This window comes from Bacillus cereus group sp. MG1 (assembly GCF_040460035.1).
GTDB lineage: Bacteria > Bacillota > Bacilli > Bacillales > Bacillaceae_G > Bacillus_A > Bacillus_A cereus.
Genome location: NZ_JARVGY010000001.1, coordinates 4,040,517 through 4,060,588 on the forward strand (window position 1 = coordinate 4,040,517; position 20,072 = coordinate 4,060,588).

Below are 20,072 nucleotides of genomic sequence, written 5' to 3' on the forward strand. Positions count from 1 at the left end.
AAAGCAGTGAAAGTATGTGAGTATAGGAAAAAGAAAAAATGAAATTTCATGTACTGTAATGGTAAGAAAGATAAATGGATGTTACAATACAAATAATCCTAAAAATGGAATTTAAGGAGAACTTATGCGCAAAAAAATTGGGTTTTGGGGATTTACCATATCTTGTAGTCTATTAATCACTTTAAATTTGTTTACAAACAATGAATGGATCAGTATCATACCTGTTTTCGGCTTTGTTTTTATACTGTTATATAACTGGGATGATATGAAACAATATAGTAAGAAAAGTATCGGAATTATGATAGGTGTCATTGTTGTTTGCTCATTTTTCGTAGGGTTTATTTTAATAGAAGGGCAGAAACAAATAGAGAAAACGTCTATTTTTCAAGAATGGATGTCGTCTGCAAAAGGTCTTTATATTGTAATTATAGCTGTTATTTTTCTAAGAATTATTATAAGCATAGCAAGTTACGTATTAAAGGAGAAGTAGAATGGGGGAGTACGAATGAGAGAGAAAATAGGATATTATGGTGTGCTCGTTTGTTTACTATTATCAGTTATTTCAGGACAATTCCTTAACAGTGACTGGGTACCAGCTATATTATGTATAGGAGTATTGATTTTTGCATCTATGTATCGTTGGAATGAATGGAAAGCATATAGCCGAAAAAAGAAATTTGTTTTCAGTATCGAGTTTGTCATTATTATTAGCACAATTCCGTTTTTTCTATTGAAAGGAAATGAGATAATAGATGGAATTGTAATGTTTCAAGGGTGGTTATTTATTGCGAAAATGCTGTATTTAATATGTATATTAATGTCGGTAGTGGTAATCGTTAAAAAAGTAAACGAAAAGTTATTCGTTAATGAATAAAAGAAAATGCCACCTTATTCGGTGGCATTTTTTTCTATGATTTCAACAAGGAATAACAATTAGTTCCCGATTTGATTTTGTAATAACTTCATAGCCTTCTTTTGTAATGACGATATCGTCTTCAATTCTACAACCGCCCCAGTTCGGTATGTAAATGCCCGGCTCAACTGTAACAACCATACCTTCTTGTAAAGTTACCTTACTTTCTTGGGATAGGCGAAGCGGTTCATGTATTTCTAACCCAAGACCGTGCCCAGTAGAGTGGCCAAAGTATTGACCGTATCCATGTTCTGTAATGTAATCCCTCGTTATATCATCGATACTTTTCGCAGTTTCTCCAGGCTTAATCGCTTCAGTCCCACGTTTTAACGCTTCTCGTACAACATTGTATATTTTTTTGAATTCTTCCGATGGTTCCCCTATTGCTACAGTACGTGTTATATCGGAACAATATCCGTCGTAAAGTGCACCGAAGTCTAATGTAACGATATCCCCTCGTTCGATTATTTTATTTGATGCAACTCCATGGGGAAGTGAAGAACGAACGCCTGAGGCTACAATGATTTGGAATGAAGAAGATGTAGCCCCTTTTTTTCGCATGAAAAATTCTAATTCATCTCGTACAGCATTTTCACTTATTCCTGGTTTTAGAAACGTAAGAATGTGGTGAAATGCTTCGTCCGCGATATTAGCTGCAATTTTCATTGTTTCTATTTCAGGCGTGTCTTTAATGATACGAATATTTTCGATAATTTCGCACACTTGAATCATTTCCGCCTGTACGTATTTTTGCAAGTTTTTATATTGTTGCAATGTCATGTTGTTTTCTTCAATTCCAAGTTTTTGAATGTTTAATTTCGATACTTGATGTGCAATTTCTTTTTCTAAATTTCCTTTATGCATAATAATTTCAGCATCTTTTATTTGTGATTTCGCTTGATCTACATAGCGGAAATCAGTGATAAAAACAGCTTGATCGGCAGAGATTAAGACGACGCCAGCACTACCTGTAAAGCCTGTTGCATATTGGCGGTTTTCTTTTTTGGTAATAAGTAACCCGTCAATTTCATAGTTTTGTAATTGATTTTGGATTTTATTAATTTTTAAAGTCATGTTAATTCCTCCTATTCACAGTATTGAATAAAGCAAATAGCGTGCCAAAATGTATATTTGAAGAAAGGATAGTAGGGACAACATATATTTTAGGGGAGATAAAAAAATAGCCCGTAATTTGTGGGAGGCGGTTTGTTCATAAAATCTAGATTGCTTCAATGAATAGCAGGGGGATGGGGAAAAATAATGATTGGAGTTACACTTGTACTTTATTTACATGCTGTAAAAAATTTTATACAAATGTGAAATGATACTGTCAATTTTTTTGACAATATTGAATGAATATAGCAACGAAATTGAAAACATATAAAAAATGCGCTGCATACAAGCAACGCATTTTTTATTTACGCTTTTAATTTCATTACAATATCAGCATCTGGTGTTACATATACGGTTTGCTGATTGTCGTACGTAACAAAACCAAGTTTTGCACCACTCGGTTTTTTGACATGGCGTATTTTGGTGAAATCAACAGGTACAGAGCTAGACTCTTTCGCTTTGCTGTAATAGGCAGCAATTTTGGCAGCTTCTAGTAAAGTTTCTTCAGCAGGCTCTAAAGAACGAATGACAACGTGAGAGCCAGGTATGTCTTTCGTATGTAACCAAATTTCATCACGGCGGGCAAACTTCGTTGTTAAATAATCATTTTGTTTATTGTTTTTACCAACGAAAATCTCTGTGCCATCACTTGCTACATATTTATCTAATACTGGTTTAGTAGGCTTTTTCTTTGCGTTTTTCGTTTTGCGATTGCGCACATAACCTTCTTCAGCTAATTCCTCACGAATTTCTTCAATATCTTTTGAAGAAGCAGCTTCCATTTGTTGAAGTAAGCTATCAAAATAAAGAATTTCTTCATTTGTTTTTTCGATTTGTTCTTCTACAACAACAACTGAATTTTTTGCTTTTTGATACTTTTGGAAATAGCGTTGTGCATTTTCAGATGGTGTTTTTAAAGGATCTAATGTAATTTTTACAGTTCCACCATTCTCATCGTAATAATTAACGACCTCAATATCTTTATCGCCCTTTTTTAAAGCGTACATATTGGCTGTAAGTAGCTCTCCAAATAGTTGATATTTATCTGCTTTTCCAGCATCTTGCAGTGTTTTTTCGAGTTTAATGAGTTTTTTCTCGTTTTTATTTTTTTCGTTTTGCATAAAGCGTTCTAAATCATGAGCTTGTTGTTTTACACGATCACGTTCTGCTTTGCCAAAGAAGAAACGATCTAACAATTCGCTCACTGATGAGAATGTTTTTTCTTCTCCTTGCAAGTGTGTAAGAGGGAAAAGATAAAAGAATTCTTTTCCATTTGCAGTAATCATTGTAGGTGTATATGCATGAGATAGTAATGGTGTTTGTATAGAGAAAAATGCTTCTGATAATGCTTTCTCGTTTGCCATACCGGCTTTCTTTACTACTTCTTTTGCAAATAATGGGGATATTCCCATGAAAGCACCGACGAGTTGTTTATCCATATTTCCAGATAGAAAGTCTAGCGGTCTAATAAAATCATCTGCGGTTTCAATTTGCAGAGGATTGATTTTATGTTGGGCTGGTGGCGCGACGTACTCAGCACCAGCATATACAGTTCGGTGACGGTTTACGGCTAATGAAACGTGTTTTAAGCTATCTAAAATCACGTTTGTTTTCGTATCTAATAAGATAATGTTACTATGTCGTCCCATTATTTCAATTACTAATGTTTTTAATGATTCGTCTCCGATTTCATTACGACTGCGAACTGTAATTTGAATAATGCGTTCTAAGTCGATTTGTTCAATTTTTTCAATAAATCCACCTTCTAAATGTTTGCGAAGAAGCATACAGAACATCGGCGGTATTGCTGGCGAATCGTAGTTTTGATTCGTTAAGTGCATACGCGCATATGTAGGATGAGATGAAAGAATTAGTTTTTGGTTCTTTCCATTCGCTCGAATATGTAATAAAATCTCGTATTTTGAAGGTTGATATATTTTGGAAATTCTTCCTGTGTAAAGAGAATTTTCAATTTCATGTGTAATCGCTCTTGTAAATAATCCATCGAATGCCATAAATGAACACTCCTTTCTAACTAAATGTTAATTATAGCATTTTTTTGGACGAGGCTGAATAAGCTTTCAATAGAGTATGTCTGGAATCAGGAGGTCGATAGCAGGATGAACTGGTATGGAATGCGAGCACATGAAGTGGAAGAAAGAACGAATACGAATGTAAAGGTTGGACTTACAGAGAAAGAAGCAGAAGGGCGAGTAAAGAAATTTGGTACTAATGAATTAGAAGAAGCAAAAAGGCCTTCTGCACTAATGGTATTTTTAGCACAGTTTAAAGATTTCATGGTACTCGTTTTGTTTGGAGCAACAATTGTTTCTGCGTTTTTAGGTGAATACATTGATTCTATTGCTATTGTTGCCATTGTTATTATCAATGGTATTCTCGGCTTTTTTCAAGAAAGAAAAGCTGAAAAATCATTGGAAGCTTTAAAGGAACTAGCCGCTCCACAAGTTACTGTAATGCGGAATGGAAAGTGGGTAAAAGCACCATCTAAAGCACTTGTTTTAGGAGATATTATTAAGTTTTCCAGTGGTGATCGTATTGGGGCTGATGTGCGTCTTGTTGAGGCATCAAGTTTATATATTGAAGAGTCTGCTTTGACAGGGGAGTCCGTACCTGTACAAAAGAAGGTAGAAGCATTGCAAGGGCAAGATGTTGCAATTGGGGATCAAAAAAATATGGCTTTTATGGGGACAATGATTACGCGAGGATCTGGTACAGGAGTTGTTGTAGCAACTGGTATGAATACAGCGATGGGGCAAATTGCAAATATGTTGCAAAATGCAGAGCAAATGGAAACGCCACTGCAAAGAAGGTTAGAACAGCTCGGAAAAATATTAATTATTGTAGCTCTTATTTTGACAGCGCTCGTTGTATTGGCTGGTGTGTATCAAGGGAATGAAGTATATCATATGTTTTTAGCTGGCGTATCGCTAGCTGTTGCGGCTATTCCAGAAGGATTGCCAGCAATTGTTACAGTAGCTTTATCACTTGGTGTACAGCGTATGATAAAAAAGAGAGCAATTGTAAGGAAGTTACCGGCCGTAGAAACGTTAGGCTGCGCTTCTGTTATATGCTCTGATAAAACGGGAACAATGACGCAAAACAAAATGATGGTAACACATATGTGGTCAGGCGGAGAATTGTGGAAAGTGACAGGGCAAGGATATGAACCTAATGGCTCTTTTATGAAAGGTGAAAAAGAAGTGAATCCAGCTAAGACAAAATCACTTTATCAGCTACTTACATTTGGTTCACTATGTAACAATGCAAATATTATTCAAAAGAAAAAGGCGTACGTATTAGATGGAGATCCGACAGAGGGAGCGCTTGTAGCTGCAGCAATGAAAGCTGGGATAACACGTGAGGCATTAAAAGGGAAATTTGAAATTATTCGTGAATTCCCCTTTGATTCAACTCGAAAAATGATGAGTGTTATTGTACGAGATCGAGAGGGGAAAAAGTTTATTGTTACGAAAGGAGCACCGGATGTTCTTTTGCAACTGAGTCAAACAATCTTATGGGGGGATAAGCAGCAGCCGTTAAGTGAGCTATATAGAAAAGAAGTACAGGCGGCTATTCATAGCTTAGGTAGTCAAGCGCTTCGAACAATTGCAGTTGCGTTTAAACCTTTAAAAGTCACGGATTCTATTGAACATGAAAGAGACGTTGAAAAAGATTTTATGTTGGTTGGAATACAAGGTATGATTGACCCGCCAAGGCCAGAAGTGGCGCAGGCGGTAAAAGAGTGTAAAGAAGCTGGTATTCGAACAGTAATGATTACAGGTGATCATAAAGTGACAGCAATGGCGATTGCTGAACAATTAGGAGTTTTACCACCAGATGGACGCGTTGTTGAAGGAGTAGAACTCGCGAATATGGATGTGGAGGAATTAGAAAATGTTGTAGAAGATACGTATGTATTCGCTCGTGTATCACCTGAGCATAAATTGAAAATTGTTAAGGCACTGCAAAATCAAGGACATATAGTAGCGATGACAGGTGATGGAGTGAACGATGCTCCAGCGATAAAAACAGCGGATATTGGGATAGCGATGGGAATTACAGGGACAGATGTTGCGAAAGAAGCCTCTTCACTTGTTTTACTAGACGATAATTTTGCTACAATTAAATCAGCAATTAAAGAAGGAAGAAATATATATGAGAACATACGTAAGTTCATTCGCTACTTATTGGCGTCAAATGTTGGAGAAATTTTAGTTATGTTATTTGCGATGTTACTTGCATTACCACTGCCGATGGTTCCTATTCAAATTTTATGGGTGAACTTAGTTACTGATGGTTTACCAGCGATGGCATTAGGTTTGGATAAGGCTGAAGGAGATGTGATGAAGAGAACACCGCGTCACCCGAAAGAAGGGGTATTCGCTAGAGGGCTTGCGTGGAAAATAATAAGTCGAGGGTTTTTAATTGGAGCAGTGACGTTAGTGGCGTTTATTATTGCGTATAACCAACATCCAAATGAACTGAAATATGCACAAACTGTAGCGTTCGCGACGTTGGTACTTGCTCAGCTTATTCATGTATTTGATTGTCGTAGTGAGCATTCTGTCTTTCACCGTAATCCATTTGGGAACGTGTATTTAGTAGGGGCGGTTATTATTTCGTTACTACTCATGCTAGTGGTTATATATTATCCACCGTTACAACCAATCTTTAGCACAATGCCGATACAAGCAAGAGATTGGTTATTAATTGGAGGTTTGTCATCAATTCCGACTTTCTTACTAGTAGGTTCTTTATTAACAGGGAAAAAGGCTAAGAAGAAAAAGCCGATATTATATAAGAAGGGATTAAACTTGAAATAGTCAATGTTATGAAAATGTGATATAATTTACAGAAGGTAGTAGAGCCTTGTCTCTATTACCTTTTTCATTGAGTTATTTTATGGCTTGGATGTGATAAAAATGATTTCTAGTATGACAGGGTTTGGAAGATCGAAAGTAGAAAGTGATACTTTTCAAATTACAGTAGAAATGAAATCGGTGAACCACCGTTTTTTAGAGATGAGTATTCGACTTCCTAAGCAAATGATGGTATTTGAGGACAAAGTGCGCCCATAAGGGCCTTGTAAACTCTGATTTAGTAAATCAGCGGGTGAAGTGAAACAAGATAACAACCCGACACCGGTAGCCTTATCCGTAATCGAAAGTGAGCGGGGAGTGTAGCATGGCTGCAACGGGATAAGTCACTCTAATGTCATGAGTGCGACTGAATTTCTAGGTGTACCGTGGTAAACAAGGTTGAATGCTAAACTGCGTGAAGGATAAATCAAGGGGTCTTATCGACGACCATATCGAAATAGACATTGAAACGATATGTCTCTAGTTCAGCTCATCTATTTTTTGTGGAGAGAGGTGTGTTTCACACTAGAGAACCAACTAAAGTACATTAGTAAAGATTGAAAGTCCCAACCGACATTACTACAAACTATTTACAAGGTACTAAATGGGGATTACCTAAGTGGAAGCGCCATTTATGGCTATAGAGGATGATTTCAAGGTAAAAACCAAGAAATGTGGCTCTTGAATATTCCATATGGTAACGGAGCCTTCGTAGTAGTCAGAGATAGGGAAAGCCTATCACACTAACGTATGACAAATTACGTTAGGTCATGGTTGTGAAATCAGGATGGCGAAGGAAGGTAGTCAATTAGTTCATGATGATAATAAACAGGAAGGAAGCGAGATGCTGATGAGAAATCCAGTTTATGTATTGAACACCTTGTCGAAGAATACTATTAAAGAAAACTATAAGTTCAAAAGATTATATAGAAATCTTTATAATCCAGAATTCTACTATAAAGGTTATCAAGAAATATATGCCAATCCAGGTAATATGACCAGAGGAACCATAAATAAAACTGTTGATGGCTTCTCAAAAAATAGAGTATCTAAAATCATCAACAACATTAAAAATGGTAACTATAAACCTACTCCTGTTAAGCGAGTATATATTGATAAAAAAGGGAGTAAGAAAAAACGTCCTCTTGGGGTACCGACATTTGACGATAAACTTGTCCAATTAGTAATAAAGTATATCTTAGAAGCAATTTATGAACCAAACTTCTCTGAGAACTCACATGGATTCAGGAAAAATAGGGGTTGTCATACAGCTTTGAAACAAATTAAAAAGAGTGGTAATGGAACTAAATGGTTTATTGAAGGTGATATTCAAGGTTTCTTTGACAATATCGACCACCATATCCTAATTAACCTACTAAGAAAACGTATCAATGACGAAACACTCATCGGATTAATATGGAAGTTCCTAAGAGCTGGGTACATGGAGGATTGGCAATTCCACAAAACATTCAGTGGAACACCACAAGGAGGGATTCTCAGTCCTCTTCTTGCCAACATATATCTAAACGAACTAGATATATACATGGAAAAATACGCTGAAAAGTTCGGAAAAGGTCAACCAAAAGACAGAGAAGTTGATAAAAGATATCAATACTTACACCTCAAAATAAAAAGAGGGCGTAAGAAAGCAGACTTACTAAGAGAACAAGGTAAACACAATGAAGCTCAGGAATTAATCGAGCAAGTCAACGAATGGGTTAAGGAAAGGGGACAACGTCCCTACTACAATCCAATGTCGGATAAATTTAAGTCACTAAAATATGTTAGATATGCTGATGACTTTATTGTAATGATAATCGGCAGTAAAGATGATGCCAAAGCCATTAAATCTGATATAGCTCAATTTCTCAATGAAGAATTAAAATTAACTTTATCAGAAGAAAAAACACTTATCACCCACTCTAGCAAGAAAGCAACATTTCTTGGGTACAACGTCAATATCACTAGAAACGAGTTATTTACCAAATACTCGGTGAAAGGTGCAAAAAGAAGACATCACAATCTAAAAGTAAGACTTGAAATCCCCCATGAAACATGGCGAAATAAATTACTTGCCCTGAATGTTTTAGAAATGAAGTATGTGAATGGGAAAGAAACTTGGAAACCAAAGCATAGACCGGAAATGGCACACCTAGATGATTTGGAAATACTACATAATTATGTATTACAGATCAGAGGGATGTACAACTACTACAAATATGCAGTTAATTCAACGGTACTCCAAAAATTCAGTTACGTTCTAGAATACAGCATGTATAAAACATTCGCCAATAAATATAAAAGCTCAATCGGAAAAATTAAGGGGAAATATTGCAAAAACGGTGTATTCATAGTCAATTACAAAGATAAAAAAGGCAAACAACACTCTCATTCTTTCTACAGGGAAGGATTTAGAACGGTTGATATAACTAAGATGAAAACACAAGAAAATAACATCGACAACTTGTTAGCCTCAAGAGTTCATATGTCAACAACTAGTCTTATGGATAGGTTGTCAGCCAACAAATGTGAACATTGTGGTAAAACCGATTCTAACTTAGTAATGCACCATGTCCGAAAAATGAAAGATGTTGAGAAAGGCAAAGCCAAATGGCAAAAATTAATGATTGCCCGTAGACGCAAAACATTAGCCGTATGTGAGGATTGCCATAATGAAATTCACTATGATATGAGAGTAGAACTTATAGCGAAAAACAGAAAAAAATAACTTTGACAAGCAATTGATGGAGAGCCGTATACTCTGAGAGGAGTACGTACGGTTCGGTGAGGGGTTTTGAGAAACCTATCATAGCAATATGACAAGGCGCTCGCTTCCTACTCTACATTCGTAAAATAATTGCACAGCAAGTTCGACGTGGACGCATTGAAGTGTCTATTAGTATAGCGGGGGAAGGACTTGTTGAAAGAAAATTAAGTGTGAATTGGTCACTTCTTGAGCAGTACCAATCGATGATGGAAGATATAAAAGGGAAATTTCAATTACAAGATTCTATTACACTTCAGCAATTAATGGCAATGCCAGAAGTAACAGCAATTGAAGAAATAGAAAATGTAAATGAGCATTTTGAGAACAGTTTATATGAGGCTGTTCGTCAAGCTGCTCATATGTTGAAAACGATGAGAGATGGCGAAGGAGAACGATTACATAAAGATATAGCGTATCGTTTACAAGAGATTAGCAATTGTGTAAATGCAATTATTCCACATGCACCAATTGTTACACAAAAATATCGTGAACGATTAGAAAATCGCTTAAAAGAATTACATAATCAAGATCTAGATGAACAAAGATTGCTAACAGAAGTCGCAATCTTTGCAGAGCGTTGTGATATTCATGAAGAGTTAGTTCGTTTGCAAAGTCATTTAGAGCAATTTCGTGAAACATTGCAGATTGAAGAGCCTGTTGGAAGGAAAATGGATTTCATCGTGCAAGAGATGCATAGAGAAATTAATACGATTGGTTCTAAGGCAAATGACTTAACAATTTCAAAATATGTTGTAGAAATGAAAAATAACCTTGAAAAAATTCGTGAACAAGTACAAAATATTGAGTAGCTTTCAAAAAATATATAAAGTTATACGTGGTGGAGAAATCGGATAGACTTACTAGGAGGCGCAAACTATGGCCATGCGGTTTTTAAATATTGGATACGGAAATATTGTATCTGCTCATCGAATTATTGCTATTGTAAGTCCGGAGTCAGCTCCTATTAAACGAACAGTACAGGAAGCACGCGAACATAATGCTTTGCTTGATGCTACGTATGGGAGAAAAACAAGGGCGGTTATTGTTATGGATGATGGGCATGTTGTATTAAGTCCAATTCAACCAGAGACGATTGCACATCGTTTGAATAATAAAGAAGATTTAAGTGAGGAAGGGTAGGTTTTACATATTTATGAGAAGTAGAAGAGGATTGCTCATCGTTCTTTCAGGGCCTTCTGGGGTTGGAAAAGGGACGGTTCGTAAAGAGCTGTTTAGCCATGAGGATACACGTTTTCAGTACTCTATTTCAGTAACGACACGTAAGCCGCGTGAAGGTGAAGTAGATGGTGTGGATTATTTCTTTAAAGAAAGAGAAGAATTCGAGGAAATGATTCGTAATGAAAAATTACTTGAGTGGGCTGAGTTCGTAGGTAATTATTACGGAACACCGATTGACTATGTTGAAAAAACATTACAAGAAGGAAAAGATGTATTCTTAGAAATTGAAGTGCAAGGAGCAATTCAAGTTAAGAAAGCTTTCCCAGAAGGTGTATTTATTTTCTTAGCACCTCCAAGTTTATCTGAACTAAAGAGCCGTATTGTCGGACGTGGTACAGAGACTGAAGATGTTATTGAAAATCGTTTAACTGTAGCGAAAGAAGAAATCGAGATGATGGACGCTTACGACTATGTAGTAGAAAACGATCAAGTTGAATTAGCTTGTGATAGAATTAAAGCAATTGTGGTTGGCGAACATTGCCGCCGCGAAAGGGTAGCAAAATATTATAAAGAAATGACGGAGGGTCTATAATTATGTTAAATCCATCAATTGACTCATTACTACAAAAAATCGATTCTAAGTACACATTAGTAACAGTAGCTGCAAAACGCGCGCGTGAAATGCAACTTGCTAATAACTGTGTTGTAGAAAAACCTGTTTCTCATAAATGTGTAGGTAAAGCATTAGAAGAAATCGATGCAGAAGCATTAAGCTACGTACCAAGTGAAGATAAAGTAGCTGAATAAGCCTTTGCCTTCGACAAAATAAAACATAGACTTTATAATTTTCTATGTAACGGTAACAACCTATTTACAAGTAGGTTGTTATTTTTTTACGAAAGGAATGAAATATTGGTACTGACGAGCTGAGAATTCTATTTCAGTATTATAAGTTTGAAAAAGAAAGAGGACGAGTCATATGCTAAAAGGGAAAAAGATACTTCTATGTGTAACAGGAGGCATTGCGGTTTTTAAAGCAGCTGCGTTAACGAGTAAATTGACACAATCTGGCGCGATTGTAAAAGTAATGATGAGTGAGTCGGCAATGAAGTTTGTTACGCCTCTTACATTCCAAGCGCTTTCTCGCCATGATGTATATACGGATACATTTGATGAGAAAGACTCAGCTGTTATTGCTCATATTGATTTAGCAGATTGGGCGGATGTTGTACTTGTCGCACCTGCTACTGCCAATTGTATTGGAAAGTTAGCTGGTGGTATTGCAGATGATATGATTACAACTACTTTGTTAGCTACTACAGCTCCGGTATGGATTGCGCCTGCTATGAATGTGCATATGTATGAAAATAAAATAGTTCAAAAAAATATGATGACATTGAAAACGCTAGGATATACATTTATTGAGCCTGGGGAAGGCTTTTTAGCATGTGGATATGTGGCGAAGGGACGACTAGAAGAACCTGAAGCAATTATTGCACGGTTAGAGGAAGCTTTCTCAGAACACAAACCATTGCAGGGAAAAAGAATATTAATAACTGCTGGCCCAACACGTGAAAAGGTTGATCCAGTTCGTTTTATGACAAATTTTTCTTCTGGAAAAATGGGGTATGCGATTGCGGAAGTGGCAGCGAATTTAGGCGCTGATGTTATACTCGTTTCAGGACCGACAGCATTAAATACACCGTTACATGTAACGACAGTGCAAGTGGAATCTGCACAAGATATGTTAGAAGCGGTTCTTCAACATTATCAAAACGTAGACGTTGTCATTAAAACAGCAGCAGTTGCAGATTATCGTCCGAAATATGTTCATGAGAATAAAATGAAAAAGCAAAATGGTGATGCTGTCATTGAACTTGAAAGAACGGTGGATATTTTAAAAACGTTAGGTCAGAAAAAGGATAAACAGTTACTTATCGGTTTTGCTGCTGAAACGACAAATGTAGAGGAATATGCAACGAAAAAACTACGTGAGAAAAATGCAGATATGATTGTCGCGAATGATGTAAAAGCGCAAGGAGCTGGATTTGGCACGGATACGAATATTGTAACAATGTATAGAAAAGATGGAAAAGTTATTGAGTTGCCAATTTTAATGAAAAAAGAGGTAGCTCGTGAAATATTGAAGCAAATTGAAATGATGTTAGAAGATGATCGTTTATGAAATTTGCAAGTGTAATTGTTGATGTACCTGCCCGTCAGACAGATCGACCATTTGATTACATTATCCCTAAAAAATGGGAAGATATTGTACAGACAGGAATGCGTGTAGTAGTTCCGTTTGGCCCAAGAAAATTGCAAGGTTTTATTATTGGGATTAAAGATTCGGTGGATGTAGAAAGTAAGAAGTTAAAGACAATCCATGAAATATTAGATGTAACACCGGTTTTAAATGATGAATTATTAAAGCTTGGATATTGGCTTACAAGTGAAACGTTATGCTACATGATTTCAGCTTTTCAAGTGATGCTTCCAACTGCGATAAAAGCAACGTATAAAAAACGTCTACAACTTTGTAAACAGGAAGAAATAGCACCTGAAATACTATATTTATTTCAGGATAAAGAAGCAATTGATTTTGAAGTAATCGAGCAACAGCCACATTTATACCGAACTATTCAACAAGAAATTAAAAATGGTACGGTTGAAGTCGTTTATCAAGTGAAAGATAAAGTACAAAAGAAGAAGCAAAGAGTGGTTCAGCCGGAGTTGCCAGAAGATAAATTGGAATTAGCGGCATTTGAACTGAAAAGTAAAAAACAACAAGATGTACTTTATTATTTTGTGGAAAATTATAAAAGTGCACCGTTGAAAGTAATTACAGAAGAGTTACAAATAACAGATGCTCCAATAAAAGCACTTGTTAAAAAGGGATTCATTTCAGAAAAGTATGTGGAAGTATACCGAAATCCGTATGACGATGATGATTTTGAACAAACAAAACCATTTCCACTTACGGAGGAACAAAAACAAGTTATTACACCGATTTTATCATCAATTACAAATGAAACTTATAATCCATTTTTACTATATGGTGTTACAGGAAGTGGAAAGACAGAAGTATATTTACAATCTATAGCAGCAGTGCTCAAGAAAGGAAAAGAAGCTATCGTTCTTGTTCCTGAAATTGCACTAACGCCCCAAATGGTGGATCGTTTTAAAGGTAGGTTTGGCTCACAAGTTGCAGTTCTTCATAGTGCGTTGTCTGTTGGAGAAAAGTATGACGAGTGGCGTAAGATTTTAAGAAAAGAAGTGAAAGTTGTAGTTGGTGCGCGTTCAGCTGTTTTTGCGCCTTTTGAGAATTTAGGGATTATTATTATTGATGAAGAGCATGAATCAAGTTACAAACAAGAAGATAATCCGAGGTATCATGCAAGAGATGTAGCTGTCTGGAGAGGACAATATCATAAATGTCCTATCGTTCTTGGTAGTGCGACACCAACACTTGAATCGTTTGCAAGGGCGAAAAAAGGTGTTTATGAACTATTAACAATGGAAAAACGTATGAATGAACAAGCTTTACCAACGGTAGAGATTGTTGACATGCGAGAAGAACTTCGTGACGGGAATCGATCAATGTTTTCTAAGGCGCTGCATGAAAAAATAGCAGATCGATTAGAAAAGAAAGAACAAATGGTACTCTTTTTAAATAGAAGAGGTCATTCTACATTTGTTATGTGCCGTGATTGTGGGTATGTTGTTCAATGTCCGCATTGTGATATTTCATTGACATATCATAAAATGAATCATCGTTTAAAATGTCATTATTGTAGTTACGAAGAGAATATGCCAACTGAGTGTCCAGCTTGTCAAAGTACATACATTCGTTTCTTTGGTACAGGTACACAAAAGGTAGAAGAAGAAATTACAAAACTATTTCCAGAGGCACGAGTCATTCGAATGGATGTAGATACGACAAGTCGAAAAGGAATGCATGAAAAATTATTAAAGGCGTTCGGGGAAGAAAAAGCAGATATATTACTCGGAACACAAATGATTGCTAAAGGATTAGATTTTCCGAAAGTAACGCTCGTTGGGGTGTTAACTGCAGATACGATGCTTCACTTACCTGATTTTCGGGCGAGTGAAAAGACATATCAGCTATTGACGCAAGTAAGTGGACGAGCGGGTAGACATGAATTGCCAGGGGAAGTTGTGATTCAAACGTATACGCCAGAACATTACAGTATAGAGTTAGCGAAGAACCAACAATATGATGTGTTTTTTGACCAAGAAATGCAAATGAGACGAACAAGACAATATCCCCCATATTACTATGTTGTACTCGTAACTGTATCTCATCCTGAATTATTAAAAGCGGTACAAGTGACGGAAAAAATTGCCTCGTATTTACGAACGCATTGCTCACAGCAAACAATGGTGCTAGGACCAGTTGCTTCAGCGATTCCAAGGATAAAAGATAGATATCGTTATCAATGCATGATAAAATACAAACGGGAACCAAACTTAAAGAACGTGCTCAAAATGGTAAATGAACATTATCAAGCAGAAATGCAAAAAGAGCTACAAATCTCAATTGATTTTAATCCAACAATGTTAATGTAGCGGAGGGAAATATGGCAGTTTTAGAAATAATAAAGCATCCAAATGAAGTGTTAGAAACACCATGCGAAAGAGTAATTAACTTTGATAAAAAGTTAGTGAAATTGTTGAAAGATATGCATGAAACAATGTTAATTGCGGACGGAGTCGGTTTAGCTGCGCCTCAAGTAGGTGTAAGCTTGCAAGTAGCGGTTGTTGATGTCGATGATGATACTGGGAAAATCGAGTTAATCAATCCATCAATATTAGAAAAACGTGGTGAACAAGTAGGTCCCGAAGGCTGTTTAAGCTTCCCGGGACTTTATGGTGAAGTAGAACGTGCCGATTATATTAAAGTAAGAGCGCAAAATCGCCGTGGGAAAGTATTCTTATTAGAAGCGGAAGGATTTTTAGCGCGTGCAATTCAACATGAAATTGATCATTTACACGGTGTTTTATTTACATCGAAAGTGACAAGATATTATGAAGAAAACGAACTAGAATAGGTGTTAAAAGGAGCGGTTTTTAAATGATAAAAGTAGTGTTTATGGGAACACCGGACTTTTCAGTGCCGGTGCTTCGTCGTCTTATTGAAGATGGCTATGAGGTAGTAGGTGTTGTGACGCAACCTGATCGTCCAGTAGGTAGAAAAAAAGTATTAACACCTACACCTGTTAAAGTTGAAGCGGAAAAACATGGTATCCCTGTGTTACAGCCGTTAAAAATTCGTGAAAAAGATGAATATGAAAAAGTATTGGCATTAGAGCCAGATTTAATTGTAACAGCTGCATTTGGGCAGATTGTACCAAATGAAATTTTAGAAGCACCGAAGTATGGATGTATTAATGTTCACGCTTCTTTACTTCCTGAACTTCGTGGTGGTGCACCAATTCATTATGCAATTATGGAAGGTAAAGAAAAAACAGGTATTACAATTATGTATATGGTAGAAAAATTGGATGCTGGTGATATCTTAACGCAAGTGGAAGTTGAAATTGAAGAGCGTGAAACGACAGGCTCATTATTTGATAAATTAAGTGAAGCAGGAGCACACCTTCTATCTAAAACAGTACCTTTATTAATCCAAGGTAAGTTAGAACCGATTAAACAAAACGAAGAAGAAGTAACGTTTGCGTACAATATAAAACGTGAGCAAGAGAAAATTGATTGGACAAAAACAGGTGAAGAAGTATACAATCACATTCGCGGATTGAATCCATGGCCAGTTGCTTATACAACTTTAGCGGGACAAGTTGTTAAAGTATGGTGGGGAGAAAAAGTGCCTATAACTGAACCGGCTGAAGCAGGTACGATTGTTGCAATCGAAGAAGATGGTTTTGTTGTAGCAACGAGTAATGAAACAGGTGTTAAAATTACTGAATTGCAACCTTCTGGTAAAAAGCGTATGAGTTGTTCACAATTTTTACGTGGAACAAAACCTGAAATTGGAACGAAGTTAGGAGAAAATGCATGAGACAAAATGTTCGTGAATTAGCTCTTGATGGTTTAATTCAAGTGGAAAAAAGTGGTGCATATAGCAACTTACTTTTAAATAATCTAATTGAAAAAAGTGCAATTGATAGAAAAGATATTGGTTTATTAACTGAAATTGTATATGGAACGATTCAACGTCGTGACACATTAGATTATTATTTACAGCCTTTTTTAAAAAAGAAGGTTGAGGCGTGGGTAAGAGTATTGCTTCGCTTATCTTTATATCAAATGATTTATTTAGACCGAGTGCCAGAAAGAGCGGCTATTCATGAAGCGGTTGAGATTGCAAAGCGTCGCGGGCATAAAGGAATTGCTGGTATGGTGAACGGTGTATTACGTTCGATTCAGAGAGAAGGTGTACCTTCTGTAGATGAAATCAAGGATCCAGTAGAACGTCTTGCAATTACAACAAGTCATCCAGTTTGGCTTGTCCAAGAGTGGACTTCAGAATACGGTTTAGAAACTGCAGAAAAAATGTGCGAAGTAAACATGTTACCCCCTGTACCAACAGCGCGTGTGAATGTTGATAAGGTAACGGTAGAAGAAGCGATTGAGTTGTTGGCAAGTGAAGGTATAGAAGCAAAAAGTGGTGACTTATCAGATGATGCAATTCAGATTGAAAGAGGAAATGTAGCGCATACAGAAGCGTTTAAAAAAGGATTTCTTTCTATTCAAGATGAAAGTTCTATGCTTGTAGCACGCGCTTTAGAACCGAATACGGGAGATGCAGTTCTTGATAGTTGTGCTGCTCCAGGCGGAAAAACAACGCATATCGCGGAACGATTAAAGGGAACTGGTAAGGTCATGTCCCTTGATTTACATGCACACAAAGTACGTTTAATTAAACAGCAAGCAGAGCGACTTGGTCTAGAAAATGTCGAAACTAAAGCGCTAGATGCTAGAAAAGTGCAAGAGCACTTTGCAAATGAAACGTTTGATAAAATATTGGTAGATGCACCGTGTTCTGGATTTGGTGTAATTAGACGTAAGCCTGATATTAAGTTAGGAAAAGATAAAGGCGATAGTGAAAGATTATCGACGATTCAAATTGCAATACTAGAAAAAATAGCACCATTATTAAAACAAGGCGGTCGTCTTGTTTATAGTACGTGCACAATTGAGAAAATAGAAAATGAACAAGTAATAGAGAAATTTTTACAAGAACATCCTGAATTTGAATGGGATACTACGCTTAAAGAGCGTATGCCAGAAAAATTAACTCCGTATATTGATGAAGGTCAAGTACAAATTTTACCGCATTATTTTGCGACGGATGGCTTTTATATTGCTTGTTTAAGGAAGAAGGTGTAGCATCATGGAAACGACTGTAAGAAAACAAAAGAAAAATTTAGAAACGAAGAAACCATCAATTTACTCTTTACAACTTCATGAAATGCAAGATTGGTTAAAGGAACAAGGAGAACCGAAGTTCCGTGCTGGACAAATTTTTGATTGGTTATATAAAAAACGTGTAAAAAATTATGAGGATATGTCAAACCTTTCTAAAGGATTGCGTGATAAATTGTCGAATTCCTTTGATATTACTACTTTAAACACGTTAGTAAAACAAACGTCTTCGGATGGAACAATTAAATTCTTATTCCAATTATATGACGGATATTCTATTGAAACGGTATTAATGCGACACGAATATGGAAATTCCATTTGTGTAACAACGCAAGTTGGTTGTCGTATTGGGTGTACGTTCTGTGCTTCGACACTTGGTGGATTAAAGCGAAACCTAGAAGCTGGAGAAATCGTAGCGCAAGTAGTAGAAGTTCAGCGTGCGCTTGATGAAACGGAAGAACGTGTAAGTTCTCTTGTTGTTATGGGGATTGGAGAACCATTTGATAACTATGATAATTTAATGGGATTCTTACGCATCATTAACCATGAAAAAGGACTTCATATTGGTGCGAGACATATGACTGTTTCGACGAGTGGAATTATCCCGAAAATTTATAAGTTTGCTGAAGAAGATCTACAAATTAATTTTGCGATTTCATTGCATGCTCCAAACTCAGAATTACGTTCAAAATTAATGCCGATTAACCGTGCTTATAAATTACCAGATTTAATGGAAGCTATTAAATACTATGTAAATAGAACAGGGCGTCGTATTACTTTTGAATATGGATTATTTGGAGGAGAAAATGACCAAGTAGAGCATGCTGAAGAGCTTGCTGCGCTCTTAAAAGGTGTAAAATGTCATGTGAACTTGATTCCGGTAAACTACGTACCTGAACGTGATTATGTACGTACGCCACGTGAACAAATTTTCTTGTTCGAGAAAACGTTAAAAGATCGTGGAGTGAATGTAACGATTCGCCGTGAACAAGGTCATGATATTGATGCAGCCTGCGGTCAGTTGCGTGCGAAGGAGCGCAAAGAAGAGACGAGGTGACGAGATGAAAGCCGTATTTCTATCGGATAAAGGAAAAGTTCGTCAACATAATGAAGATAGTGCAGGAGTTTTTCACAATTTAGATGGAAATGTATTAGCGGTAGTAGCAGATGGAATGGGAGGTCATCGAGCTGGTGATGTAGCTAGCTCGATGGCCATTCAATTATTCCATGATTATTGGAAGCAAACACATAATATGAATGAGCCGAAAAAAGTAGAACAATGGTTACATACTAGTGTTGGGATTATTAATGAGCGTATATATGAATACGCTCAGCAAAATGCAGAATGTAATGGTATGGGAACAACGCTTATAATAGCTGTTTGTACACCAAGCTTTGTGACAATAGGGCATATAGGAGATAGTCGTTGCTATATGGTATCAGAAGGAGAAATGACGCTAGTAACGGAAGATCATTCACTTGTAAATGAGCTTGTGAAACATGGTGAAATTTCAAAGGAAGACGCAGAGTATCATCCGAAAAAGAATGTGTTATTAAGAGCATTAGGAACAGAAGAAAAAGTTGGGTTAGATGTTAAAACGTTGGTGATTGAGGAAGATGATCAATTACTTCTTTGCTCTGATGGGTTATCAAACAAAGTTTCTATTGATGATATGCGACAAATTTTACAGTTAAATGAACAGCTTGAAGGTAAAGGGCAGTGTCTCATTCAATTGGCAAATGATCGCGGTGGAGAAGATAATATCACACTTGTTCTTATTGATTATGCGGGTTCGACAAACGAAAGTAGGTGAAG

General features: G+C 36.6%; 16 protein-coding genes and 2 pseudogenes. 16 read left to right on the plus strand and 2 right to left on the minus strand.

Annotated features, from left to right (window positions below):
* Positions 1-124 precede the first annotated feature (124 nt).
* Positions 125-490, plus strand: a complete 366-nt coding sequence (locus tag QCI79_RS21400; RefSeq protein WP_001227565.1) for a YoqO family protein — start codon at positions 125-127, stop codon at positions 488-490.
* A 15-nt stretch (positions 491-505) separates the two neighbouring features.
* Complete coding sequence (locus QCI79_RS21405; RefSeq protein WP_001208270.1) at positions 506-874, plus strand: YoqO family protein; 369 nt, start codon at positions 506-508, stop codon at positions 872-874.
* Between the two features lie 42 nt (positions 875-916).
* Here QCI79_RS21405 and QCI79_RS21410 read toward each other — a convergent pair whose 3' ends face one another.
* Positions 917-1,987, minus strand: a complete 1,071-nt coding sequence (locus tag QCI79_RS21410) for a M24 family metallopeptidase (protein ID WP_000172803.1) — start codon at positions 1,985-1,987, stop codon at positions 917-919.
* A gap of 344 nt (positions 1,988-2,331) precedes the next feature.
* Entirely contained in the window at positions 2,332-4,041 is a 1,710-nt protein-coding gene (locus QCI79_RS21415; RefSeq protein WP_000863279.1) for an Rqc2 family fibronectin-binding protein, read from the minus strand.
* Between the two features lie 105 nt (positions 4,042-4,146).
* Between QCI79_RS21415 and QCI79_RS21420 the strand changes: the two genes are divergently transcribed.
* The 14 genes and pseudogenes from QCI79_RS21420 to QCI79_RS21485 all read left to right on the plus strand — a co-directional run bounded on the left by QCI79_RS21420 (position 4,147) and on the right by QCI79_RS21485 (position 20,070).
* Positions 4,147-6,870 carry a calcium-translocating P-type ATPase, SERCA-type gene (locus QCI79_RS21420; RefSeq protein WP_001104775.1) on the plus strand — a complete coding sequence of 908 codons (2,724 nt, stop codon included), beginning with the start codon at positions 4,147-4,149 and terminating at the stop codon, positions 6,868-6,870.
* Between the two features lie 99 nt (positions 6,871-6,969).
* A pseudogene (locus QCI79_RS21425) lies at positions 6,970-7,119 on the plus strand (YicC/YloC family endoribonuclease); the annotation flags it as partial.
* A gap of 637 nt (positions 7,120-7,756) precedes the next feature.
* Positions 7,757-9,634 (plus strand): reverse transcriptase domain-containing protein, encoded by a 1,878-nt coding sequence (locus QCI79_RS21430; RefSeq protein ID WP_031310562.1) that lies wholly within the window; start codon positions 7,757-7,759, stop codon positions 9,632-9,634.
* A 116-nt stretch (positions 9,635-9,750) separates the two neighbouring features.
* Positions 9,751-10,482: pseudogene (locus tag QCI79_RS21435) on the plus strand (YicC/YloC family endoribonuclease); the annotation flags it as partial.
* A gap of 67 nt (positions 10,483-10,549) precedes the next feature.
* Positions 10,550-10,813, plus strand: a complete 264-nt coding sequence (remA, locus tag QCI79_RS21440; RefSeq protein ID WP_001251456.1) for an extracellular matrix/biofilm regulator RemA — start codon at positions 10,550-10,552, stop codon at positions 10,811-10,813.
* 13 nt (positions 10,814-10,826) lie between these two features.
* Complete coding sequence (gmk, locus tag QCI79_RS21445; RefSeq protein ID WP_001257741.1) at positions 10,827-11,444, plus strand: guanylate kinase; 618 nt, start codon at positions 10,827-10,829, stop codon at positions 11,442-11,444.
* A gap of 2 nt (positions 11,445-11,446) precedes the next feature.
* Complete coding sequence (gene rpoZ, locus QCI79_RS21450; protein WP_000933960.1) at positions 11,447-11,659, plus strand: DNA-directed RNA polymerase subunit omega; 213 nt, start codon at positions 11,447-11,449, stop codon at positions 11,657-11,659.
* 172 nt (positions 11,660-11,831) lie between these two features.
* Positions 11,832-13,037: a bifunctional phosphopantothenoylcysteine decarboxylase/phosphopantothenate--cysteine ligase CoaBC gene (coaBC, locus tag QCI79_RS21455; protein WP_000911753.1), complete on the plus strand. Its 1,206-nt coding sequence runs from the start codon at positions 11,832-11,834 to the stop codon at positions 13,035-13,037.
* Positions 13,034-15,439, plus strand: a complete 2,406-nt coding sequence (priA, locus tag QCI79_RS21460; protein ID WP_000666715.1) for a primosomal protein N' — start codon at positions 13,034-13,036, stop codon at positions 15,437-15,439. Before coaBC ends, priA begins: the two co-directional genes overlap by 4 nt.
* A gap of 11 nt (positions 15,440-15,450) precedes the next feature.
* Positions 15,451-15,921 carry a peptide deformylase gene (gene def, locus QCI79_RS21465; RefSeq protein ID WP_000279455.1) on the plus strand — a complete coding sequence of 157 codons (471 nt, stop codon included), beginning with the start codon at positions 15,451-15,453 and terminating at the stop codon, positions 15,919-15,921.
* 23 nt (positions 15,922-15,944) lie between these two features.
* Positions 15,945-16,889 carry a methionyl-tRNA formyltransferase gene (gene fmt / locus QCI79_RS21470; protein ID WP_000598804.1) on the plus strand — a complete coding sequence of 315 codons (945 nt, stop codon included), beginning with the start codon at positions 15,945-15,947 and terminating at the stop codon, positions 16,887-16,889.
* Entirely contained in the window at positions 16,886-18,220 is a 1,335-nt protein-coding gene (rsmB, locus tag QCI79_RS21475) for a 16S rRNA (cytosine(967)-C(5))-methyltransferase RsmB (RefSeq protein ID WP_001249668.1), read from the plus strand. Before fmt ends, rsmB begins: the two co-directional genes overlap by 4 nt.
* 4 nt (positions 18,221-18,224) lie before the next feature.
* A complete protein-coding gene (gene rlmN / locus QCI79_RS21480; protein WP_000450541.1) occupies positions 18,225-19,313 on the plus strand; it encodes a dual-specificity RNA methyltransferase RlmN in 1,089 nt (362 codons plus the stop codon).
* 4 nt (positions 19,314-19,317) lie between these two features.
* Positions 19,318-20,070 (plus strand): Stp1/IreP family PP2C-type Ser/Thr phosphatase, encoded by a 753-nt coding sequence (locus tag QCI79_RS21485; RefSeq protein WP_000648703.1) that lies wholly within the window; start codon positions 19,318-19,320, stop codon positions 20,068-20,070.
* Positions 20,071-20,072: the final 2 nt, after the last annotated feature.